This window comes from Streptomyces sp. NPDC015125, assembly GCF_043080045.1.
Classification (GTDB): Bacteria; Actinomycetota; Actinomycetes; order Streptomycetales; family Streptomycetaceae; genus Streptomyces.
This window is the reverse complement of sequence record NZ_JBIBVF010000026.1, coordinates 103,637-126,960: the sequence shown is the minus strand read 5'-3', so window position 1 is coordinate 126,960 and position 23,324 is coordinate 103,637. Positions and strand designations below refer to the sequence as shown.

Below are 23,324 nucleotides of genomic sequence, written 5' to 3'. Positions count from 1 at the left end.
TCTGACCCGTCCGAACCTTCCGACCCGTCTGACCCGTCCGACCCGTCCGACCCGTCTGACCCGTCCGAACCATCTGACCCGCCCGAGCCGCCCGAACCGTCGAGAGGACCACATGCTGTCCGAGCTCCTGGGAGGCGCGCCGGTACGGGCCGCCCTCGTGATCTACGACCCGCCGACGGGGACGGGCAACGCCCCGGGGCCGGAACGCAGCCGCGTCCGCTTCCACTTCAACCCCGACCGGGTCCAGGTCGGCAAACGGGCCCGCTGGGACCGCAGCCCGTCGCCCTCCAGCGAGGAGGCGGCACGGGCACAGTTCGTGGGGGCCCAGCCGCGCACGATGACGCTGGAAGTGTTCCTCGACGCGGGCGACTTCCGCTCCAGCGTGCAGGACCAGGTGGAGAAGCTGCTCGACTGCTGCGCCCCGACCGCGCGGAGCGCCACCGCGAAGCCCGCGTCGGCGCCCTGGGTCCGGCTGGAGTGGGGGCGTTCGCGCACGACCGCGTTCCTCGCGCTGGTGACCCAGGTCGATGCGGCGTACACCCGGTTCGGGCACGACGGGACACCGCTGCGCGCCACCTGCACCGTCTCCCTGGAGGAGGTGGGGGGCACGACGCCCCGGCAGAACCCGACGTCGGGTGGCAACGGGCCGGTGGACACCCATCTCCTGGTGGCGGGCGACACCATGGCCGGGCTGGCGTGGCGGGCGTACGGCGACCCCACGAGGTGGCGGGCGATCGCCGAGGCCAACGGCGTCGACGATCCGGCCCGGGTGCCCGTGGGCACGGTGCTGGTCCTGCCGGTCCTGGAGGAGCGCCCCGCGGGAGGTGCCGGGTGACGGAGCGGCTCTACGCGGCGGAGCCGGTCATCGCCTTCGGCTCCCCGCTGCAGGAGCTGTGGTCGGAACGGCTGGTGGAAGCTTCCGTGGACACCTGGGTGGGGCTGCCGGCCCGCGCGACCTTACGGTTCCGCGATCCCGAGCACCGGCTCCTGGCAGCGGCGCGGATCGCCGTCGGGGCGCCGCTGACCGTAGCGGTGGCCGCCGCACGCCGCCGCACGCGGGTGGGGATCTTCGACGGCGAGGTCACGGCGCTGGAGACCGAGGTGGACGCCGACGGGACGTTCACGACCGTACGGGCCATGGACCGGGGGCACCGGCTGACGCGAGGGCGGCGGGTGGCCGCCTACGTCGACACCACGGTGGGCGAGGTCGCCCGGCAGGCCGCCTCCCGGCACGGGCTGACGACGGGCCGGATCGAAGCCGAGAGCACCCGCATCCCGCACGTGGCCCAGCCCAACCTGACCGACTGGGAGTTGCTGAACCACCTCGCCGACCAGCGAGGTCTGCGCCTGACGGTCGACGGGAGCACCCTCCACATGCTCCGCCCGGCCGCCGCCGACGCGGCGCCCGGGCCCGGCACGGGGGCGGACCGCAGCCCGTTCGTCCTGGAACACGGGGTGAACCTGCTGGCGCTGCGCGCCGCCGTGTCCTGCGAGGGACAGGTCGCCGAGGTGGAGGTCCGGGGCTGGGATCCCGACGGCAAGGCCGCGCTGTCCGCGAAGGCCGGGGCGGGCGACGGCGAACGGCTGCGCTTGGGCGTCACGCCCGCGCGGCTCGGCAAGGCCTTCCCCGGGCCGGCGCCGGAACTGCTCGTCGGCGGCCGGGCCCACACCACCGCCCCGCAGGTGGACGCAGCGGCCCGCGCGGTCGCGGCGGAGTCGGCGGCCGCGATGGCCACGCTGGCCGCCGAGGTCGCGGGCGCCCCCGAGCTGCGGGCGGGCGTGCCGGTGACCCTGGCCGGAGTGGGTGAGCCGTTCACCGGCAAGTACACCGTCACCTCCTGCGGTCACGTCTTCGACGGGGACCAGGGCTACCGGAGCCTGGTCCGGGTGGGCCCGCTGCCCCCGCCCGTCGTGCCCTACCCGCCACCACTGTGCACGCTGGGCGTGGCGGTGGGGGTCGTCACGGACATCAAGGAACCGGGGAAGGGCCAGCGCGGTGCCGTACGGCTGCGTCTGCCGTGGCTGTCGCAGGACTATGTGACCGACTGGGTCCGTACCGTCCAGTGGGGCGGGGCCGGGGGCGGCGGCGTCTTCACTCCGGAAGCCGGGGACGAGGTCCTGGTCGGCTTCGAGCACGGGCGGCTGGACCGGCCCTACGTCCTCGGCGGGCTCTACAACGGTCTCGATGCCCCCACCGACCACGGTCTGCCGCTGGTCGACGCCGGTACGGGCCGGGCCAACAGGCGTTCCCTGGCGTCCCGTTCAGGCGATCGCCTCGAACTGCTCAGCGTGACCGACGGCCCTCAGGGTGTCCGACTCCTGACCGGCGACGGCAAGCTCGTCACCCACCTCGACCGGAAGGACACCACCATCGCCTTCACGGCGGGCGAAGGGGGGAAGGGCGTACGGGTCTCGCTCGACGGCCGTGGCGACGGCACCTTGACCATCGATGCGGGTGAGACGGGCACCCTGCTCCTCAAGGCCGGCACGGTGACCGTCACGGCGGCGGGCAGCGGCGGCGGGCGGCTCACGCTGGAGGGCGCCACCGTCACGGTCAAGAGCGGCGGCGACCTCACGCTCGAAGGCCAGAAGACCACCATCACCGGCAACACCGTGGACATCAACTGACCCGGTACGGAAGAGAGGGCGACCGTGGACATCATCGGCGCGGGGTGGGCGTTCCCCGCCGTCATCACCGGTACCGGCCGGGTGGGCCTGGCGACCGGCAGCGACGACGTGGAGCAGGCCGTGCGCATCATCCTGTCCACCGCCCCGGGCGAGCGGCCGATGCGGCCGGAGTTCGGGTGCGGCATCCACGGGCTCGTCTTCGACTCGCTCGACGCTTCGACCGTCGCCCGTGCCGAGGTGGAGGTGCGCCGGGCGCTGGACCGGTGGGAGCCGCGGATCGAGGTCGACGACCTGCTGTTCAGCACGGACACCGTGGACATCGGCGTGCTCTACATCGACATCCGCTACCGGCTGCGCACCACCAACGAACCCCGCAACCTCGTCTTCCCCTTCTACACCCTGCCCGGAGACTCCCCGAGTGAGTGACCTCCCCATGACCGATCCGCCGCCCGAGCAATCCGCGGTATCCGGCGCCTCCGGCGTGCCCGTTCCCGACCTGGACGATCTGCGCTTCCAGCCGCTCGTGGACGCCGCCAAGCGTGCCCTGCCGCAGCGCGTCCCCGAGTGGACCGACCACAACGTCTCCGACCCCGGCGTCACCCTCGTCGAGGCCTGCGCCGAGCGGACCGACCAGCTGCTCTACCGTGTCCATCGCATGACGGGCCGTCAGCAGTCCGCTCTGCTGCGCCTCATGGGCATCACGCCGCTTCCCGCCTCACCCGCCCGGATCACCGTCCGGTTCGCCCGCACCGACGGTACGACCGGGCGCCGGGAGATCCCGGCGGGCACCGAGGTCAGAACCGACAGCGAGCAGCCGGTCGTCCTGGCGACCACCGCACCGCTCCCCCTCGCCGAGAACCAGTCCACGGGAGTGGTGGAGGCCGTGGAGCAACTCGTTCCGGTCGCCGAGGTGCTGGGCACGTCCGACGGCCTCCCGGGCGGTCGCTTCGCGACGGGCCACCGCCCCTGGGGGCCCGGCACGCCGGTCGCGGAGCCTCCGTTCGGCCCGCCGCTGACGGTCCGGGTCGAAGACACCGTCTGGCCGGCGGTCCGTACCTTCGCCGACGCCGGGACGTACGACCGGGTCCACTGGTGGGACGACGCCTCGTGCGAGGTCGTCCTCGGGCCTCTGGTCCCCGCCGAGGGCGGGCCCGAACAGCACGGGACCGTACCGCCGAAAGGCGCGAGGATCAGCGCGGAGTACCACGTGTACCGAGGCCGGAAGGGCAGTGTTCCCATCGGCACACCGCTGACGTTGGTGTCACCGGACGGGCTGAGCGCCACCGCCCACGGCGTGCTCGCCGCCGCCGAGGACGCGGAGGACTGGCGGCAGGCGCTGGAACGCGCGGGGCTGGGCCTCGCCCCGCTGCGCCGTGCGGTCACCGCCGCCGACCACGAGCAGATCATCGAGGAGCACGTGGCCGGGGCGGCCCGGGTCCGGGTCACGGCGCTCACGCGGCCCACCGACTCACGCGTGCCGCACGCCCTCACGGTGCCGCCGCGCCCGGCCGAGGTCCTCGCCTGCGCCCTCGCCGCCCAGGATCCGCTGTGGGCCGTGCACTACTTCGACGACGGCGGAACCATCGCCGCTCTCCCGCTGCCCCTGGGAGGGCCGGGCGAGCCCGGCGACGGTGCTGCGGTGCCCCGGCCCGTGGCGGATGCCAAGTGCCTGGACGCCGTCATCCGCACCGGCGAGGGCGAGCCCGGGCTGTGGTTCTACGGGTCCCGGTGCCTCTGGGACGGTGACGAGGCGTCACCACAGGACATCAGCAGCGCATTCCCCGACCTGCCGGACGACTTCTCCGCGCAGCTCGACGAGGTCGCCGTCCTCGCCGACCCCGCCACGGCCGACGCGTACGAACTGTTCTTCTTCAAGGGCGAGACCTTCTACCACCGCGCCTACACCTACACCGACCGGGCCTTCGTACCGCAGGCGGCCGGCCGGGGGGTGCGGTCCCTGATCTCGGAGGCGTTCCCCGGCCTCTCCCCGCAGTGCCAGGTGTCCCCGGACGCCGTGGCCGTCATCGGCGGTGTCTTCTTCTTCATGAAGGGGACGAGGACCGAGCCCGCCCTCTGGCGTCGCGAGGACGCCCCGCTCCACGTCCTCCTGGTGCCCCGCTTCGAGGGAGACCCGGCGGAGGTCTCGCCCGGTGACGCGTTCGACATCCCCCCGGACGTCCTGGAGTCGGTGGTGGGCGTCGTCGACGCCTGCCGGCTGCTGGGCGAGCGGCTGCGCGTCGGGAAGCCCCTCTACCACCCCTTCGCGATCACGGCGACCGTGCGCCCCTGGAGCAGCACGACGGCGGACCAGGAGCGGACCCGGCGGGCGGCCGAACGGGCCCTGCGCCGCTTCTTCCACCCCACGGCCGGCGGGCCGGACGGACGGGGCTGGCCGTGGGGCCGTCGCGTCCACGCGGGCGATGTCTTCGGCGTGCTGGAGGCGGTGCCGGAGGTCCGGGAGACGACCGACGTGGGCCTGTCCGTCGGCGACGAAGCCGTGCCCTCCGTCGAGGTCTCGGACGGCGGACTTGTCCTCGTGGACGACGTGGGTATCGACGTCGACACCACCGAGAGCTGAAGAAGAGAGCGAGGGAGGACCGCGCATGTCCCCGTACCCCGCACGTCCGCTCCCCCTGCCCGCCGTTTACGGGCACGATACGGTCGCGCTCGCGTTCGCCACCGCGATCGGCGAGGCCATGGCCCCCACCGAGGAACGGATCGACGGCCTCGACGCGGTGCTCGACCCCTGGCGTGCGCCACCGGCCTTCCTGGACTGGCTGATCCGGATCACCGGCGCCCGGGTGGAGCCGGGCTGGCCGGAGGGCCTGCGGCGCAAGGCCGTCGACCTCGCGCCCCGCCTTGCCGCTCATCGCGGGACGCCGTACGGGCTGCTGCTGGAGGCCCGGGAGATCCACGGCTGGGTGCCGCCGGGCTTCGTGCTCGTCGTCGACGACCCCGGTCGTGTCTTCACCCACGACGACCCGGCGCCCGGCGCCGGACGCATGCTCACCGTCACCCTGACCGCCCCGGCCGGGGAGGACCAGCGCGCGCTGGAGAGCCGCCTCACGCGCCTGGTACGGGCGCACTGCCCCGCCCACCTCCCCTTCAAGGTCACGGTCACCCTCGCGCACAAGGCTCCTGACGAGAGGTCACAGCAGGGATGAGTCTGCCGACACCCGAGTACGACGGACGCACCCGCGACGAGGTCGTCGCCACCGCCGTCGCCGCCGTCCGGCGGGAGGTGCGGGCCTGGACCGGCCAGGACCGGACGGATCCCGGCCGGGGCCTGATCGAGACGTGCACCGACATGGTCATGGTCCTGCGCGACCGGCTCAACCTGGCCGCCGACCAGCGCCGGCTGCAGATGCTGCGGCTCCTGGGCGTACGGCCGTACCGGCCGGTGCCCGCGCAGGCCGAGGTCATCCTCGGGCTCGCCGCGCCGTCGCCCGAGCCGGTGGTCGTCCCGGCCGGGCAGGAGGTGGCCACGCGACCGGTGGGGGAAGCGGATCCGGTCGTCTTCAGCACACTGACGGAGGCAGTGCTCAACCCCTGTGTCCTCGTCGCCGCCGGGCACTTCGCGGAATCGGGGCGGGCCGACGGCGCCGTCGAGGGCACGCTCACCGTCTTCGGCCCGGGGGCGGGTCGGACCGTCGAACCGGGCGGCCCCGCCTTCGCCGGCCCGGCCTTCCACCTCAACCTCCCCTACTTCGGCGACTTCCCACCGCCCGGGGACGCCCTCGCGGACACCGGCCCGGTGAGCACGCACATCGGCGGTGACGGCGCCGCGCGCTCCTCGTACGCCCTGGTCGTCTTGTCGGTGCCGGTCCCGGGTACGCGCGTGACGCTGGACGTGAGCATGGGCGTCGGTCTCGCACCCAAGGTGGGCACGGGCGTCACCCGGGGGCACTGGGAGGCCTGGCAGGGCACGCACTGGACCGGCTGCCGGGTCGTCACGGACACGGTGACCGCCCAGGGGCGACCGGGCAAGGTCACGCTCGACCTTCCCCCCGCCCACGCTCCCGCCCAGCTCCTGCTCCACCGGGCGGCCGGCCAGGGCGGCCAGGGCGGCCAGGGCGGCCAGGGCGGCGACTCCGTACAGCGCCTGAGGGACGTCGGGCTGATCCGCTACCGCGCCGATGCGGGCCGGAGCCCGCTGACCCGGGTCGCGCTCGACCCGGTGCTCAGCGTCTCCGTCCCCGTCATCCAGGCCCGGCTCGTACAGAACGAGACCCTGGGGACCGCGACGGGCGCCCCCGGCGAACGCCTCCGCTTCGCCCATCCGCCGCTGCCCCGCAGCACCGACCCCCTCGTCGTCGAAGCCGTCCTCGACGGCCGGACCGCACAGTGGACCTACTCCGCCTCGCTCGGCGGATCGGGCCCCGACGAGCGGCACTTCACCCTCGACCCGCGCACCGGGGAGGCCGTCTTCGCGCCCGTGGTGGCCGGCGCCCGGGGACCGCGACAGCACGGTGCGCCGCTGCCGGCGGGAGCGGTCGTACGGATCCGGCGCTATCTGACCGGCGGCGGTGCCCGGGGAAACGTACCCGCCCGCACCGTCACCGTGCTGCGCACACCGCTGCCGTACGTCTCTTCCGTGACCAACCCCGCACCGGCGGTCGGCGGCACGGAACGCGAGAGCGCCGCCGCCTGCGCGACGCGCCTGCCCCTGGGCTCCCCGGCGCCGGAGCGGGCGGTCGTCCCCGCCGACTACGAACAGCTCGCGCTGGCCGCCTCGGCGGGCATGGCCCGTATTCACCACGTCCGGGACATACCCGACGACGCGCTCGACCCGGCCCGCAACTACCTGCCGTGGCAGCCCGCCAAGACCGCCGTCTCCTTCACCCTGGCGCCCGGCACGCTGACGGTTCCCGCAGGGGTACAGGTCACCACGGAGGACGGCGAGACGGTCTTCACCACGACGGGGCAGGCCACGCGCGTACCGCCGGACGCGGTGGGCGCAGCACGCCTCGGGCTGGTCCCCGGCGTCACCGCAGCCGTCGGGATGTTCGAGGCGGGTGACTACCAGGAAGGCGGGGAGTTCTCCGGGCCTTTCCAGGAAGGCGGCGGGCTGATGCTGGCCCTGGTGGAGATCAAGAAGCCGCATGATCCGGGCCGCCTCACGCTCTGGGTGACGGCGGGAGGGGACCGTGCGCCGGAGGACCGCATCGCGGTGTCCGTCTTCGCGCCGAGGAAGGCGGCGCCGTGGTGGGACACCGCCGCTCCCCTCGCCTACGCCTCCGCGCCCGCGCAGGAGATCACGGTGGCGGGCGGGGCGACGGTCTCCGCCCATCCCGTCGACGTGAGCAAGGCCGTGCGGTGGCGAGCGGCCCTGGCGCGCGGCGACCTCGTCCACACGGCACAGGACGCCGTCGACAGGCGGGGCGACGGCTTCCCGGCCGAGGAGGCCGCCTGCTGGATCGCCGTCCAGATTGCCGATCCCCAAGGCACACCGTCCACGCCGTACACGGTCTACGCCGACTCCGGGACGACGGACTCCGTTCCTGCCGAGCAGTACGAGGAGCACGACCGGGCACGAGAGCCGTTCTCGTCCACGGACAAGCCCGGGCAGGTCTACCCCCTGTTGTACTCCCCGGTGTACGTCCCGGAGAGCGAGGGGCTCCCCAAGGTCCGGGTCGGCGCCGAGAGCTGGCGTACCGTCACGTCCTTCCACGACTCCCTGGAGAACAGCAAGGACGTGGTCATCAACGCCAGTACGGGCCAGGTCCACTTCGGCCCGGAGGTGACGGGCGGCCCCTCGGGTAGCCGGCAGTACGGCGCCGTTCCGCTGCCCCCGGGCACGCCCGTCACCGTGGACGGCTCGTACAAGTCCACGCTCGGCGCGGCGGGCAACGACATCCCCCCGGACGGGATCAGGCGGCTGAAGAACCCGGACGACCGCATCGTCAGCGTGCGTAACGTCTCCACCTCGCACGACGGCAGGAACGGCTACACCGACACCAGTGGCGGCAGCACCCAGGCCGGCGTGACGCTGAGGGTCGTCCCCTTCGTGACCGCCGACGAGCGGGGCTGGTTCCCGTTCCACATGCTCACCCCCACCCGTGACGCCTGCGACACCTTGCGCCGCTCCCTGCGCGCCTGCCAGCCGGAGGGCGTTCCGGTGTGGCTGAAGCAGCCCGTCTACCACGGCATCCGTGTCGATGCCCGGATCGTTCCCGCGGACTACCGCACCGCCGACGAACGCGCCGAGCTCCGCGCCGCGGCGGAACGCGCCCTGTATCGGTACTTCAGCCCCGTCGGCGGCGGCCCGGACGGCACGGGATGGCCGCTGGGGCGCCCGGTGTACGCGGGCGAGGCGTTCCGGGTCCTGGAACAGGTGCCGGGGGTGGGCCGCGTCGCCACTGCCGAGCTCGTTCCGGTCGATCCGCTCGACGGCTCGGCGTCGGACCCCGTCGTACGGGTCCACTGCGGGCCCGGGGAGACCGTGTACTCCGTCGAACACCGAGTCACCGTCGCGGAGGTGCCCTCATGAGCGACCCGAACACGACCGGCGGGCCCCGGCTGGTGGCCGCGGACTGGGGCGCGGACGCTCTGGCCGTGGTGGACGTCACGACGCCGGAGCAGCCCGAGGTGCAGATCACGCGGGTGGGGAGCAACCCACGTGCGGTGGCCGTCAGTGCGGACGGCACCCGGGCCTATACGGCCGACCACGGTGCCGGAGCGGTGTCCGTGGTGGACCTCACCGCCCCGGACCGCGCGGTGCTGCGTTCCGTCGTCACCGGAGGCAGCCCGTGCGCCGTGGTCGCCGGGCTGGTGGACGACCAGGTGTGTGTGGCCGACCGGGCGGGCGGCCGGGTCGTGGTGTTCGACAAGGAGGGGCTGCGGGAGCCCACCGGACTCCCGGTCGGTGCCGGTCCCTGCGCGCTGGCGGCGGCCCCGGGCGGGCAGGCGCGGCGGGTCTGTGTGGTCGACGAGGCGGACGGCACGGTGTCCGTGGTCGAGATGAGCGAGGGGGACGCACCACGGGTGACCGCGGTCGTCCCCGTCCCCGGGGTCACGGGGGCGGTCGCCGTGGCGCCGGGGGGACGGTTCGCGTATGCCGCCTCCCGGGGGGACGGTACGGACGACGGCCGGGTGACGGTACTGGGCCTCGACGCGGACGGCGCCGGGACGGTCGGTGAGCCCCTGCCCGTGGGGGCCGAGCCCCGTGCTCTTGCGCTCAGCCCGGCGGGCGACCGTCTGTGCGTGGCGAACTACGGCTCCGCGTCCGTCTCCGTCGCCACCGTGGACCCGGACAGCGGACTTGCCGGCCCTCCCGCCACCGTCCCGGTCGGCCCGCACCCGGTCGCCGTGGCCTTCGCTCCGGACGGTGGCATGATCCACGTCGTCGGCCAGACCTCGGGCACCCTCACCGCCCTCCACCCGGACACCCGCGACCCTGCGGATATCCAGGTGGGGGCCGTTCCCGCGGGTGTGCTCTTCGGCCCGGACGGCCGCTACGCGTACGTCACCTGCCAGGCCACCGGAAAGCTGACCACCGTGCGTACCACCCCGCAAAAGACGGGCGAGGTCACGACCGGAGCGGGGTCGAAGCCGGTCAACGCCGCCGTGTCCCCGGACGGGACGTGGGCCTACGCAGCCGACTCCGCGACGGACAAGGTCGCGGTGCTGGATCTCGCCGGTCTCGCTCCGGGGAGTCCCATCCCCCTCGGAGCGGCGCACCTGCCGTGGGACGTCGCCATCGCACCCGACCGGCAGTTCGCCTGTGCGACGAGCCCGGAGTCGTCGCAGCTCCTCGTCCTCACCCCGGCCCGGGGGAACGAGCTCACCGGGAGTGGTGAGGTGACGGTGACTCCCGTCCCACTGGCCCCCGGTGCCCGCCCGTACGGGGTGGCCGTCACCCCGGACGGCCGGTACGCGGTGACCGCCGACTCCGGTACGGCAACGGTCTCGCTCGTCGACCCGAAGGGCGGCACCTACCCGGTCCCCGCCGATGTCGTGGGGTGCCGGCAGCCCACCGGCGCCGCCCTGTCCAAGGACGGCAAGACCTTGTACGTGGCCGACTTCGCCCATACCGAATTGGGGCAGGAAGGCGGACGGATCGCCGTGTTGCGCAGGACCGGGCCGGGTCAGTGGCAGCAGCGGACGGTCATCGACGCCGCGACGGGCCGGCTGTCGGGCCCGCACGAGATGGCCCTGTCGCCCGACGGGCTACGGCTCTACGTGGCCAACTACCAGAGCGGCAAGGTTTCGGTCCTCCGGCGCGAGTCGCCCGAGGGCTCCTGGGCCTGGCACATGGACGTCGTCAAGGATCCTTCCCTGGCACGGCCGTACGGGCTGGCCCTGTCACCGGACGGAACCACCCTCTACGTCTCCAGCGCCGCCGGGGACAGGGCCACGGTGGAAGTGTTCGCCGTCTCCGCCGCCCCGGCGGCGCACCAGCGGACGATCACGGTCAAGGACGGGACCCCCATCCCTCCCGGGCTCGCGCTCTCCCCGGACGGACACTTCCTGTACGCGGCCGTCTCGGAGGCGTGGCGCGCAGATGACAAGCCACTGGGCGCGCTGTACGGCATCGAGTTGGCGGGAGGAGGCCCCGCGATGCAAGCCATCGCGACGGCCCCCGAGGCGCACACCGACAGGCCCACCGGGCTCGTCTGCCCGGACGACCACACCGTGTGCATCGTCAACCAGGGACGGAAGGAGGCCCCCGCTCGCGAAGCGTGCCTGGCCGTCATCACTCTCGACGCGACGCGCCTCTCGGCCCGGGAGACCAAGCAACTGCCCCTCGACAAGCACGACGAGCCGTACTCGGCGGCGGTCTCCGACGACGGCACCCTCTGCATCGCCAACCTCACCAGCAGGACGGTCACCGTCTTCGGGTCCAAGGTGACTGCGGTCCCGGTCGGTGAGCCGGGCACGTCACAGCCGTGGGACGTGGCCGTCACCGACGACGGCGCCTACGCCTACGTCACCGACCGCACAGCCGATTCCCTGCGGTGCGTCCGCCTCGCCGACCACCAGGTGACCTCCCTGGACGTGGGCCGGGACCCGATGGGCGTGGCGAGCGCCCCAGGGGGAGGCCTCCGCGCCTATGTCGCCAACCACGGGAGCGACAGCATTTCGGTCATCGGCTCCGACGACGCCTCGCCGGGCACGCCCAAGGTCGTCGCCGCCTGGCAGCACCCACGGGTCGCCAAGCCCGCATCGGTGTCGGTATCCGCGGACGGGGCCTGGCTCTTCGTGACCACCGAGAACAGCGGAGAGCTCCTGATGCTCGACACCCGGACCGGAACGCCCCGCTTCACCGTGCCGGCCGGCGAACGGCTCACCGGAAGCGCACCTCACCCGCAGTCCGCGAAGCACCTGGTGTACCTCGCCGACGAGGCGGGCGCGGCCGTATCGGTGGTCGACACCACGACGCTCGCTCCCCTGGACACGACGACCCCGCTGGGGCTCGACGTACGGCAGGCGGTCGGCGTGCCGGCGACGGACTGACCGTACCGACTCCACCCCTCCCTCCGGCGCGGACAGAGGCACACAGATGATCGAACTGGTCGACCAGGCATTGAAATCACGCGTACAGCAGGAGGTGACCTGGCCGCCGCCGGGCATCCCCGTCACCTTCCAGCCGCCCGGACGCGACGGAGCACTCGGTGAGACCACCGGCTCCGAGACGGTCGGCATCTACCTGTACGACGTCCGCGAGGACCTGGACCGGCGGCAGACCGGCACCGTCTACCAGTACGACAGGGGAACCACGGGGCAGCCGGACCGGAAGTCGGCGGAGTTCGACCCGCCGCGCTATGCCCGGCTGTCGTATCTGGTCGCCGCCTGGGCCCCGGACGCCCTCAGCGCCCACCGCATCCTCGGAGAACTCCTCGTCGGCTTCGCCAGGAGCCGGGACTTCCCCGTGCCCCTGCCCCCGGAACTGCAGGAGCTGGAGCTGTCCGGGCTGCTGGACGTCGGCCACCCGCCCGCCGAGGACCGTGCGCTGACGGAACTGTGGAGCGCGGTGGGGCACACCCTCGTCCCCGCCTTGAACGTGACCGTGACCATCCCCCTGCTGTCGTTCCTCCCGGCGAGCTACACCCACTGGGTGACCGGGCCCCCCGTCGTCCGCGAGGTGCTGAAGCCCCGGCCGGGGACGGACGAGGAGGCGCGGTGACCGCCGCCGCGCACCCCGGAGCGCCCACCGCCACGGCCGCGGACTGGCTCCTGGCCCGGCTGACCGTCATCGAGGCCCGGGTGCGGCGCGCGATCGCACTGCGTACGGGCGAGGAGTCCGTACCCGCGGAGCTCCTGGAGCCGCCCTTCGACCCCTTCCAAGGGCTCTACATCTCCGACGGCATGGCCTCGCACCTCCTGGACGCACCGGCCGGTCCCCTGACCCCCGCCACCGCGGACGACGCCCTCGCCGCCGCTCTGCGCGCCCGGGAGGACGCGGCCGCGGCGGCCGGGGCCGCGCCGCCCCCGCGCCGCCTCGCCGAGGAGTTCGGGCTGGACCCGCTCGCCCTCGACATGGTGGTGATCGCGCTCGCCCCCGACGTCGATGCCCGCTTCGAGCGCTGCTACGGCTACCTCAACGACGACATCACCTGCCGTCACGCGACCACCGGCCTGGCCCTCGCTCTGTGTGGCGTCCCGAGCGCCTCGGCGACCGCCCGCCGGGTCTTCGCGGCCGACGCGCCCCTGCGCGCCGGTGGCCTCGTGGAGACCCCCGATGTCTCCCGTCCCTTTCTGACCCGGGCCCTACGCGTCCCGGACCGGGTCACCGCGCACCTGCTGGGCGACGACACCCTGCCGTCCTGTCTGCGTCACCTGCTGGCCCTGCCGGAACCCGGCCGGCCGTTGAGCGAAGGCCCACTGGCCGAAGCCGTGCGTCACCTGTCCCGGCTGCTCGCCCACCGGCACCCGGTCCACCTGCGCGACAGCCCGGACGGTACGGCCGAAGCCGTCGCCGAAGCGGCACTGCGCGCGTGCGGCCGGCCGGCGCTCCATCTGGACCTCGCGGGCCTGGCCCACGAGCCGGACCCGGCCGGGTCCGTTCGCGCGGCGCTCCTCGAAGCACGGCTGCGCCACCACGGGCTGATCGCCGGGCCCGTCGACTCCCCCGACACCCGGCACCTCCGCGAGCTGCTCGCCCCGCTCGCCGAGGCCCCGGTTCCCCTGATCCTCACCGGACGACAGCCGTGGGACGCCCGCTGGACGGCCGCTCCCCCGGTGCTCGCCGACTGCCCGCCCCTGACGGAGCCGGAACGCACCGCGCTGTGGCGGTACGAACTCGGCGCCCACGCCGGCACGGTGAGCGACGGGGCGGCCACCGTCGGCGCCCGGTACCGGCTCGGTCCCCACCGGATTCGCGCAGTGGCCGCGGCGGCCGGCCGGCAGGCCGCCGCGCACGGCACCCCCGTCGACGCCGCCGCAGTCCGGGACGCGGCCCGCTCGTGGAACGGCGGCGCGCTCGGCCGCCTCGCCCGGCCCGTACGCCCGGCTGTCGACTGGGACGATCTGGTGCTGCCCGAGCGGACGCACGAGCAACTGCGGGATCTCGCCCGGCGCGTACGCCACCGCGGCCGGGTCCTGGGAGAGTGGCGGATGCGGCCGGGCGGAGGACGCGGACGTGGCGTCACCGCCCTGTTCAGCGGCGGCTCCGGGACCGGGAAGACCCTGGCAGCGGAGGTGGTGGCCGCCGATCTCGGCCTCGACCTGTATGTCGTCGACCTCGCCACGGTGGTCGACAAGTACATCGGTGAGACCGAGAAGCACCTCGAACGGATCTTCACCGAGGCCGACGCCGTCGACGCCGTCCTCCTCTTCGACGAGGCGGACGCCGTCTTCGGCAAGCGCACGGCCACCCACGACGCCCACGACCGCTACGCCAACACGGGGACCTCGTACCTCCTCCAGCGCCTGGAGTCCTTCGACGGCCTGGCCCTGCTGACCACCAATATGCACGCCAACATCGACCCGGCGTTTCTGCGCCGTCTCGACCTCGTCGTCCACTTCCCCGCGCCCGACGATGCCCGGCGCCAAGCCCTGTGGGACCGCTGCCTGGGCCCCGCCGTGCCCCGGGCCGACGATGTCGACCAGGCCGCTCTGGCGACCCTCGCCTCGGCCTTCGACCTTCCCGGCGGCGCGATCCGCTGCTGCGTCGTCACCGCCGCCTACCGGGCCGCCGACGAGGACCGCCCGCTCACCATGGCGGATCTGCTGGCGGCCGTCCGCGAGGAGTACGCCAAACTCGGCCGCTATGTGGACGAGTCCCGCTTCTTCACCGGAGAACGGCCGTGCCCCCCGCGTCGGAGCCCTTGAACCCTTTGCGGGTTCAAGGGCTCCGACCGGGTCAGCCGGCCGTCACGGGTCGTACACGGGGGCAGGTGAGGGCCGCCTTGCCCCGGTACGTGGCCCCTGGGGTGTCCGTGGCGCCGGCGGAGTTGCTCGCCGGGGACACCACGGTGCAGATCACGTCGAACGGGCCGCCGTTGACGACGGCTTCCGTCTCGCCCTGACTCGCCCTGGCGTACTTGGCGCGGTTCGCCGAGGGAACCTTCAACTCGACGCCCACCGTTCCCGGAGTCGGAAAGGCCGGTGTCGAATAGCCGACGGGCGGGATGACCCACGACTCGATGTCGTCGGGCACACAGGCGACGTACTGTTCGATCCGAAAGCCCGCCGTTCCCAGCGGCAGGGGGGTAGGGGGAGGCGGTGGTGTCAGCACCGCGGGAGGATTCAGGGTGAGCGTGACCGTATCGCCCTGCCGCACCACGATCTTCTGCACGGGGTCTCAGCCCCCCTGTCCGGGCTGGCCGGCGATCTGGGTGATGCTGAACTGGACGAACTCGGCCGGACGCACCGGCGCGATACCGATGTCGCAGATCACCTGACCTGCGTCGATCGTCGCCGAGGTGTTGTTCGTACGGTCACAGATCACATAGAAGGCCTCGTCGGGCGTACGTCCCAAAAGCGCACCCTGACGCCACTGATCGGTCAGGAAACTACTGACCGAATGCCGAAGGGTGGCCCACAGACGGTCGTCATTGGGCTCGAAGACCGCCCAGGTGGAGGACTGGCGGATGGAATCCGACAGGAACGACACCAGACGCCGCACATTGAGGTAGCGCCAGTCACGACTGCCGGAGCGCGTACGCGCACCCCACACCAACAGCCCCCGGCCGGGGAATACCCGCAGGCAGTTGACACCCCTGTCGTTGAGTTCCCCGTTCTGGTCGTCGGTCAGCAGGGTGGGAAGGTCGAGCACACCGCGCAGGTTCTGGTTGGCGGGAGCCTTGAAGACCCCTCGCTCGGCGTCCGTACGGGCCCACACACCGGCCAGATGACCGGACGGCGGCACCGTACGCGGAACACCGTCCACACCGGGCACCGTGACCCAGGGGTAGTACAGCGCCGTGAACGCTGCGGCGTCCGAGTCCGGCGAGTCGAGCGTGCCGACGAACGCCTTGAGCGGCTCGACGAGTTGCTTGGGTGGCGCATCGACCACCGCGAGACGGTTGCGCCGGGCGGTGCAGTGGGCGAGTACCTTGCCGATGAGCGACTTTCCGGTCGGCAGATGCGGGTCCGGCGGCTCCTCGGCGTCGGTGGCCGCGACGGTCATGTCCCAGAGACTGGGCACGGCGACCATGGTCACTTCCGGCACCGTCTCCAGCCCGCCGAGTCCCGTGCGGTCCTCCGCGTTTCCGCCGAGGTCTCCTTCCGGCACGGCCGCCCCGGGATTCAGGAAGCCGACGACATAACAGGACGTGCCGCCATTGGCGAAGAAGCCGTAGACCGCTTCCGCCAGGGTGAAGCATCGCTGGAGTACCTGGATCCGCTTCAAGTCCCCGGATGCGGGCGTTGTCTTCTTCCGGAGAGCCGCCAGCTCCGTCCCCAGCGCCGGAATGCTGTAGCGATCGGCGAACTCCTGCCAGCCGCGGACCGGCTGGGGGACCCTGCGTTCGTCCGGTGTGAACGGAGGGGTCCCCGTCTCACCGGGAGTCTCGGTCGGTGTGGTGGTGTATCCGAGGAAGGCCGGGGTGGAGGTGCCCACTCCAACGATCATGCGTACGCCGCTGGACTTCTCCGTGACGTAGACACCCGGAGGCTTCGTCGTCATCGCTGTCGTTCCCCTCTCGCGCTGTTCGGCTCCGGGCTATTCGACGGTGATGTCCTCGTAGGTGATCGTCACCTGTTCCGTCGCGGTCCCGGAGTTGGCCGCGCCGAGCTGGGGTCCTTCCCAGCGGGATGCCCAGGCGTTGGTGAGGTGGATGCGGCGGACGGTCTGCTTCTGCGCGTCCTTCAGGGCGATGGTGATGTTCTGCCGGGCGCTGTCGAGGTCGGCGTTGACCAGTGTGGTCTTGACCCAGTCGGTGAACGCGGTGCTCTTGTCCATGCCACGGGTGATCGTGATCTCACCGCTCTTGCGAGCACCAGGCTGTTTGCGCACGATCAGCTCGCCGGTCGCGGACATCTGCCGTACTTCGACGACGTCCTGATCCAGGGTCAGTCCGGACACGTCCTGGACGGTCTCGACCTGGAACTTGCCCAGTTCGATGGCGAAGGTACTGCTGCTGAAGGTGTTACCGGTCAACATGTGCGTTGCCTCCTGGGTTCCGGGCGTCAGCTGCTGGCGCCGGGCTGGCCGGCGATCTGGGTGATGCTGAACTGGACGAACTCGGCCGGACGCACCGGCGCGATACCGATGTCGCAGATCACCTGACCTGCGTCGATCGTCGCCGAGGTGTTGTTCGTACGGTCACAGATCACATAGAAGGCCTCGTCGGGCGTACGTCCCAAAAGCGCACCCTGACGCCACTGATCGGTCAGGAAGCCACTGACCGAATGCCGAAGGGTGGCCCACAGACGGTCGTCATTGGGCTCGAAGACCGCCCAGGTGGAGGACTGGCGGATGGAATCCGACAGGAACGACACCAGACGCCGCACATTGAGGTAGCGCCAGTCACGACTGCCGGAGCGCGTACGCGCACCCCACACCAGCAGCCCCCGGTCGGGGAAGGCACGGAGGCAGTTGACCCCCTTGTCGTTCAGCTCGCCGTGGCGTTGGTCGGTGAGCAGCGTGGGGAGCGACAGCACACCGCGCAGGTTCTGGTTGGCGGGAGCCTTGAAGACCCCTCGCTCGGCATCGGTACGGGCCCACACACCGGCCAGATGACCGGACGGGACGACGGTGCGCGGGGTGCCGTCCACGCCGGGCACCGTGACCCAGGGGTAGTACAGCGCCGTGAACGCCGCAGCCTCTTCGTCCGGGCTCGCCAGATGCCTGAAGAACTGCGGCACTTCGGCCGGTGCGGTGCCGGGCGGTGGTTCGAGGAGGGCGAGCCGGTTGCGCATGGTCACGCAGTGGCCGACCACCTTGCCCATGATGGCGGCGCCGGTCTCCGGCGTGGTGTGCTCGCGCCACAGGTCCGGGACGGCGACCATGGCGACGTCCGGCACCGTCTTCAGTCCGGCCAGACCCGTGCGTCGGTCGGGATTGCCGTCGACCTCGCCGGCGAGGGGCTTGTCGGGGTCGAGCCGGAGGACGTAGCAGGATGTCCCTCCGTTGGCGAAGAAACCGTAGACCGCTTCGGGCAGCTGGATCCTGCCGGACTGCTCGAAGTGTCCGGCGAGGACGGTCAGCTCTCCCCGACGCTGCTTGAGGCCGGCCAGGTCGTTCCCGGCCGCGATCCAGAGCCCGTACGGCCCGGGAAGGGCTTCCGTCACCTTCTGTGCTGCGGCTTCGGCCTCGTGCCTGTCCTCATCGTCGACGGCTTCGCCGGCCCAGTCGGCGGCCTGTACCAGGACGAGGATGGTCATTTCTTGCTCGGTGAGGACGGGGGACCCGCCGGTGGTGGCCTTCTCTGCGAGGTCCGTTCCCAGACGCTCAAGCTCCGCAGTGCCCTCCGCGACGGCCCCGGACAGCCTCTCCAGCTCCCGCCCCAACTCCTTTGCCCCTATCGGGGAGCGGAAGTGGAAGGTGTCCACGAACTCGGACCAGCTGCTGATCCGCACCGGCGGCGTGGGCGCCTGCGGGCCGCGCACGGTGTAGCCGAGGAATGCGGGCGTGGACGTCCCCACGCCGGTGATCGTACGGACTCCGCTCGAACGCTCCTTGATGAACACTCCGGGTGCCAACGGACCTGAAACCATGCCCTGTTTGCCCCTCTCATCGGGAATGCGACCCTTCAGCCAACCAATTCCCTCGGGGTACGCGCACGCAAACGGAGGAAGGTACGACAGTTGACGTAGCGGGGTTTCCCTCACCCCGCCAGGGGAGATCTCCGCTTCCCGCGGCGGACCCCCGGCGCGGCCACTCGGACGCGCGGCCAGTCCCCCGGATCGGCACGCGCCAGGTGGAAGTGGCCGCACTCAGCCGATCGACTCAAGGCACATCACACAAGGTCAGCGCACCCGCCCCCGCGGTTTCAGGGCCACCGGGGGAAGTTCCGGCGCAACCAGCCGCTCCCCGTCGTAGCCGTGCACCTCACCGAAGCGGGAGCCCGTCGTCCAGGCGTCGCGGGCCTCCTCGATGTCCTCCTGCGAGCGCCCCACGAAGTTCCACCACATGAGGATCTTCTCCTCGAACGGCTCGCCGCCGAGCAGCATCAGGCTGCTGTCGGAGTCGGCCCGCAGGGGCAGTTCGCTGCGTCCGCAACCGAGGTAGAGGAGGGCGCCGGGGGCGAGGCGCACCCCGTCGACCTCGCTCTCGCCGGAGATGGCCAGCGCCGCGTACTCGAAGTCGGGGTCGACCGGCAGGCGGGCGTCCGTGCCGGCGGCGAGAGCGAGGTCGGCGCCGGCCAGCGGGGAGTAGGTGGTGCCCGGTGAGGTGGCGCCGGCCAGCTCGCCCAGGATGACGGTGGCGGACAGTCCGCCACCGCCGGTGATCACCGGCAGCTCGGTGTGGTGCTCGAAGGCCGGGGCGGTGTCGCGGTGTTCGCCGGGCAGGGCCACCCACAGCTGGGCGCCGTGCAGGATGCGGCCGTGGCCGGGCGGTGACTCCTCGGAGTGGGCGATGGCCCGGCCCGAGGTCATCAGGCCCAGCTCCCTCGGCCGTACGGTCTGCAGGCTGCCGAGGCTGTCGCGGTGCAGCACCTCGCCCTCGCGCAGCCAGCTGACGGTCTGCAGGCCCATGTGCGGGTGCGGTGGCACCTGCATCCCGGGCTCACCGGCGATGTCGTCGGGACCGTAGTGGTCGACGAAGCACCAGGCGCCGACCATCCGCCGGCCGAGGTTCGGCAGCAGTCTGCGGACGACGGTGCTCTCCCCGAGGGGTACCTGCTTGCCGGGCTGGACGTCGCGGACCGGGCCCGTACGGCCGTTGCCGCCGCACGGATGGGGCGCGGGTCTGAGTTCGAGGTTGCTCATGGCGCCACGATAGGCACGGCCGGGGGCACGGCCCGGGCAGGCACACGAGCTGCCCGGGGGTGATGCCCCGTCATGCATACAGCTCGCGCAGCCGTACGGACAGGCAGGTCACACACCCCTCCAGCTTCTCGAACTCGCTGATGTCCACGACGGCCGGCCGATACCCCAGGTCGGCGAAGAGCTCCGCGCTCCTGGGCGCGGAGGCGGCCATCAGCAGTGCGCCGCCGCCGAGCAGCACGACATGGGCGCCGGATTCCTCGGGGACGGGCAGGAAACGGGTGAACGCGGCGGGGTCGTCGACCAGGGGCGGATGACCGATGACGGTGCCGTCCGGGAGTGCGGTCACGGCGGATTTGAGGTGCAGCACCCGGCTCACCGGTACGGCGACCACGCGGGCGCCCAACGGCTCGAAGACGGCGCGGAGTTGGCGTATGCCCTCGGCGTTGGTGCGGCCGCCGCGGCCGACGTAGAGGGTGTCGCCGACCTTCAGGACGTCACCGCCGTCCAGTGTTCCGGGCTCCCGGATCTCGTTGACGGAGCAGCCGAGCGCCTCCACGGCCGCGCGGGCGCCGGGCACCTCGGCCCTGCGGACGCCGGCGCCGGGGCGGGCGAGCAGCGCCACATTGCGGAACATCACCATGGTGTCCTCGACGAAGACCGCATCGGGGCAGTCGTCGGCGGGGCCGGTCTCGACGGTGTGCCAGCCGTGGTCGCGCAGCACCTGGACATAGGCTTCCCACTGGCGCAGGGCGAGCACGGGGTCGACCGGATGCCGTTCGATATGGGTGACCAGGCCCTCGGCGAGGCGGGGGCCGGGACGGCGGACGAGCGCGTGCTTGCTGGGCATGCGGATCCTTTCGGACGTGAGCGCGGTGGCCGCGCTCAGGCGTCGGGGTAGGTGGCGCGCAGGGCGTTCTCGACGGCGGCGAGGGCGGCACGGTGGTCCAGGCCGAGGCGCCGGACGCGGTGGGCGTAGCTCTCGGCGGCAGCGGCGGCTTCCTTGTCCGCGGCCTCGCCGGCCGCCGCGATGAAGCTGCCGTTGCGGCCCCGGGTCTCGATCACGCCGTCGGTCTCCAGGGCACGGTAGGCCTTGGCGACGGTGTTGGCGGCCAGGCCGAGGTCTTCGGCCAGGCCGCGGACGGTGGGGAGCTTGTAGCCGACCGGGAGGCCACCGTCCCTGGCCTGGTCCGCGATCTGGGTGCGTACCTGCTCGAACGGCGCGGCGGCCGCCGCCGGATCGATGGTGAGGGTCAAGGTCTGCGGGGACACGGTGGCGCTCCTGGTGCGGTCGGTGGGGCGGGCGGATGCGTGGCGGCCCGTACCCCTGGGGCCTCGGCCCCGGGATACGTGAGGTGCTCGTACCCGTCGGTGCGCGGTTTTGTCGCATCCATTGTGCGTCAGGAGTGCGCACCGTGCGGGAAGGTGTCACCCCTCGGGGGGTGTCATCGGTCGGGGGGTGACACCGATCGGGGGGTGACACCGGTCGGTGATGGCACCGATCCGGGGAGCCACCGAGGGACGAGGGCGCTGCCGCGGGAGCCACTGCGGGAGCCACTGCGTCCTTCGGCGGGGCTCCGGAACGATCCCGGCACGCATCACCATGCGGAAGAGCCGCGGCACATGGCACCCCGTGCAGGCACAGCGTGCGGGCGCCCCGTGCGGACACCCCGTGCGCGGGAAAAGGAGCGGCGCGACGGCGCACCGGCGCGTACCGTCCGCCGTCATGACACCTACCGTGCGCGACTACCGCCCCGCCGATGCCAAGGCCGTCGCCGACCTGCGGCGGGCCGTTCTGCCCCACCGGCTGTCCACCCCCCAGGGCATCGCCTGGGAGGTCACCACGGCCCCCGCGGCGCAGTGTCTGCGGCTGTTCGTCGCGCAGCTGGACGGCAGGATCGTCGGCGCGGTCCAGGCCGGGTTGCTGCACGACGCCGATATCCCCGGCCAGGCCACCGTGACCCTTCAGGTCCATCCCGGACACCGCGGCCGGGGTATCGGTCATGCCCTGCTGACCTCGGCCGAGGAACACCTCTTCGCGGCCGGTGCCGACCGGCTCTTCGTCTGGGCGGCCGACGAGCCCGGCACAGCGGCCTTCGCACAACGCCACGGCTACCGCCGTACCCGCCCGGCCCACCACCTGCGCCTCGACCTCACGGCCGGCGGCCTGCCACCACTCCCCTCCGCACTGCCCTCCGGCGTCCGGCTGCACACCGGCGCGGACTTCGAGGCCGACCCGCGCCTGCTGTATGCCGCGGATACCGAGGTCACCGCCGACGAACCGGGCGAGGTGACCCTCGACGCCATGGCCTACGAGGACTGGCTGCTGCACATCTGGGAACACCCCCATCTCGATCTGGACCTGACCTCGGTGGTGACCGTGGACGGGGAGATCGCCTCCTTCGCCCTGGCCGCAACGGATGGTGACACCCGCTACTCCTCCGCCATGACCGGCACCCGCCAAGCCTTCCGCGGCCGGGGCCTGGCCCGGCTGGCCAAGACCTTCTCCCTCCACCGCGCCCACGACGCGGGCTGCGCCGAGGCCTTCACCCACAACGACGCCGGCAACGCCCCCATGCTCGCCGTCAACCACGCCCTCGGCTACCGGCCGTTCGCCGCGAGGTGGCGGTATGTGCGGGACAGGGCGGGGGACTGACGCGCCCTGACCCGCCGCTCACCCGCTTCACCTGTGCCGGCGCGGGAGCTCGGCGATCAGCGCATACCGCTCGTCGGCCACCTCCTTGCCCCACAGCACCGGATCGTGCGAGAGGTCCTCGACGCGGGTGTGTGCCGCCAACGGCTCGACCAGGGCGGTGAGTTCGCCGGCCGGGATACCGATCTGCGCCGCCTCGCCCCAGCGGCCCTCGACCAGCACCAGCCGGCCGCCGGGAGCGAGCAGCCCGGCCCAGCGGCACAGGGCGGCCGAAGGGTCGGGCAGCGCCCACAGGAGATGGCGCACCAGGACGACATCGAACCGCCGTTCCCCCACGGCTGGTTCGGCGGCGTCCCCGACCAGAAAAGCGGCGTCGTGGCCCGCGAGCTTGCCACGGGCCTGCGCGATCATGCGCGGTGAGCGGTCGACGCCCGTGACCCGGTGGCCCTGCTCGGCGGCGAGCAGGGCCAGGCTTCCCGTGCCGCATCCCAGGTCGAGGACGGTGGCGGGCGCGGACGGGAGCCAGGAGCGCAGCCGGGCGGCCCAGGCGGAGCGGACGGCGGGGTCGCGAAGGCCGTGGTCCGGCTCGTCGTCGAAGGAGGCGGCAGCCCCTTCCCAGTAGGCGGCGTCGGCGGTCGGCAGGGCCGATTCCCCCTGGCCGGCAAGGGGGTTGGGGAGTTCGGCGGAGGGCTGAGGAGCCGGGTCGGCGGGCGCGTCGGTACTCATA

General features: G+C 72.6%; 18 protein-coding genes. 10 read left to right on the top strand and 8 right to left on the bottom strand.

The window, feature by feature from the left end; genetic code table 11:
• Window positions 1–112 precede the first annotated feature (112 nt).
• Genes ACF088_RS35930 through ACF088_RS35890 form a run of 9 tightly spaced genes read left to right on the top strand, consistent with a single transcriptional unit; the run spans window position 113 to window position 14,901 of the window.
• The gene (locus ACF088_RS35930) at window positions 113–835 is read left to right on the top strand and encodes a LysM peptidoglycan-binding domain-containing protein (protein ID WP_392380109.1); all 723 of its coding nucleotides are present in this window, start codon (window positions 113–115) and stop codon (window positions 833–835) included.
• Window positions 832–2,628: a VgrG-related protein gene (locus tag ACF088_RS35925; protein WP_392380108.1), complete on the top strand. Its 1,797-nt coding sequence runs from the start codon at window positions 832–834 to the stop codon at window positions 2,626–2,628. Before ACF088_RS35930 ends, ACF088_RS35925 begins: the two co-directional genes overlap by 4 nt.
• Window positions 2,629–2,652: 24 nt before the next feature.
• Window positions 2,653–3,054 (top strand): GPW/gp25 family protein, encoded by a 402-nt coding sequence (locus tag ACF088_RS35920; RefSeq protein WP_392380107.1) that lies wholly within the window; start codon window positions 2,653–2,655, stop codon window positions 3,052–3,054.
• Entirely contained in the window at window positions 3,047–5,206 is a 2,160-nt protein-coding gene (locus ACF088_RS35915; protein WP_392380106.1) for a hypothetical protein, read from the top strand. The genes ACF088_RS35920 and ACF088_RS35915 overlap by 8 nt, the downstream gene beginning before the upstream one ends.
• A gap of 25 nt (window positions 5,207–5,231) precedes the next feature.
• The gene (locus ACF088_RS35910; protein WP_392380104.1) at window positions 5,232–5,792 is read left to right on the top strand and encodes a phage tail protein; all 561 of its coding nucleotides are present in this window, start codon (window positions 5,232–5,234) and stop codon (window positions 5,790–5,792) included.
• Complete coding sequence (locus ACF088_RS35905; protein WP_392380103.1) at window positions 5,789–9,118, top strand: putative baseplate assembly protein; 3,330 nt, start codon at window positions 5,789–5,791, stop codon at window positions 9,116–9,118. The genes ACF088_RS35910 and ACF088_RS35905 overlap by 4 nt, the downstream gene beginning before the upstream one ends.
• Window positions 9,115–12,084, top strand: coding sequence for a beta-propeller fold lactonase family protein (locus tag ACF088_RS35900; protein WP_392380102.1), 2,970 nt, complete (start codon window positions 9,115–9,117; stop codon window positions 12,082–12,084). The genes ACF088_RS35905 and ACF088_RS35900 overlap by 4 nt, the downstream gene beginning before the upstream one ends.
• Before the next feature lie 46 nt (window positions 12,085–12,130).
• Window positions 12,131–12,754, top strand: a complete 624-nt coding sequence (locus ACF088_RS35895) for a DUF4255 domain-containing protein (protein ID WP_392380101.1) — start codon at window positions 12,131–12,133, stop codon at window positions 12,752–12,754.
• A complete protein-coding gene (locus ACF088_RS35890; RefSeq protein ID WP_392380100.1) occupies window positions 12,751–14,901 on the top strand; it encodes an ATP-binding protein in 2,151 nt (716 codons plus the stop codon). Before ACF088_RS35895 ends, ACF088_RS35890 begins: the two co-directional genes overlap by 4 nt.
• Before the next feature lie 31 nt (window positions 14,902–14,932).
• Here the strand turns inward: ACF088_RS35890 and ACF088_RS35885 are convergent, their stop codons facing one another.
• From ACF088_RS35885 to ACF088_RS35855, 7 genes are all read right to left on the bottom strand, one after another.
• Window positions 14,933–15,367, bottom strand: coding sequence for a hypothetical protein (locus tag ACF088_RS35885; protein WP_392380099.1), 435 nt, complete (start codon window positions 15,365–15,367; stop codon window positions 14,933–14,935).
• Window positions 15,368–15,373: 6 nt separating this feature from the next.
• Window positions 15,374–16,699: a phage tail sheath family protein gene (locus tag ACF088_RS35880; protein WP_392380098.1), complete on the bottom strand. Its 1,326-nt coding sequence runs from the start codon at window positions 16,697–16,699 to the stop codon at window positions 15,374–15,376.
• Between the two features lie 36 nt (window positions 16,700–16,735).
• Window positions 16,736–17,176, bottom strand: coding sequence for a phage tail protein (locus ACF088_RS35875; RefSeq protein ID WP_392380097.1), 441 nt, complete (start codon window positions 17,174–17,176; stop codon window positions 16,736–16,738).
• A gap of 26 nt (window positions 17,177–17,202) precedes the next feature.
• Entirely contained in the window at window positions 17,203–18,660 is a 1,458-nt protein-coding gene (locus tag ACF088_RS35870; protein ID WP_392380096.1) for a phage tail sheath family protein, read from the bottom strand.
• Window positions 18,661–18,984: 324 nt separating this feature from the next.
• The gene (locus tag ACF088_RS35865) at window positions 18,985–19,947 is read right to left on the bottom strand and encodes a pirin family protein (protein ID WP_392380095.1); all 963 of its coding nucleotides are present in this window, start codon (window positions 19,945–19,947) and stop codon (window positions 18,985–18,987) included.
• A gap of 70 nt (window positions 19,948–20,017) precedes the next feature.
• Entirely contained in the window at window positions 20,018–20,794 is a 777-nt protein-coding gene (gene ddaH / locus ACF088_RS35860) for a dimethylargininase (protein WP_392380094.1), read from the bottom strand.
• Between the two features lie 35 nt (window positions 20,795–20,829).
• Window positions 20,830–21,216: a GntR family transcriptional regulator gene (locus ACF088_RS35855; protein ID WP_392380093.1), complete on the bottom strand. Its 387-nt coding sequence runs from the start codon at window positions 21,214–21,216 to the stop codon at window positions 20,830–20,832.
• A 454-nt stretch (window positions 21,217–21,670) separates the two neighbouring features.
• Here ACF088_RS35855 and ACF088_RS35850 point away from each other — a divergent pair, with 454 nt between their 5' ends.
• Entirely contained in the window at window positions 21,671–22,600 is a 930-nt protein-coding gene (locus tag ACF088_RS35850) for a GNAT family N-acetyltransferase (protein WP_392380092.1), read from the top strand.
• A gap of 27 nt (window positions 22,601–22,627) precedes the next feature.
• Here ACF088_RS35850 and ACF088_RS35845 read toward each other — a convergent pair whose 3' ends face one another.
• The gene (locus ACF088_RS35845) at window positions 22,628–23,323 is read right to left on the bottom strand and encodes a class I SAM-dependent methyltransferase (protein WP_392380091.1); all 696 of its coding nucleotides are present in this window, start codon (window positions 23,321–23,323) and stop codon (window positions 22,628–22,630) included.
• Between the last annotated feature and the right edge of the window lies 1 nt (window position 23,324).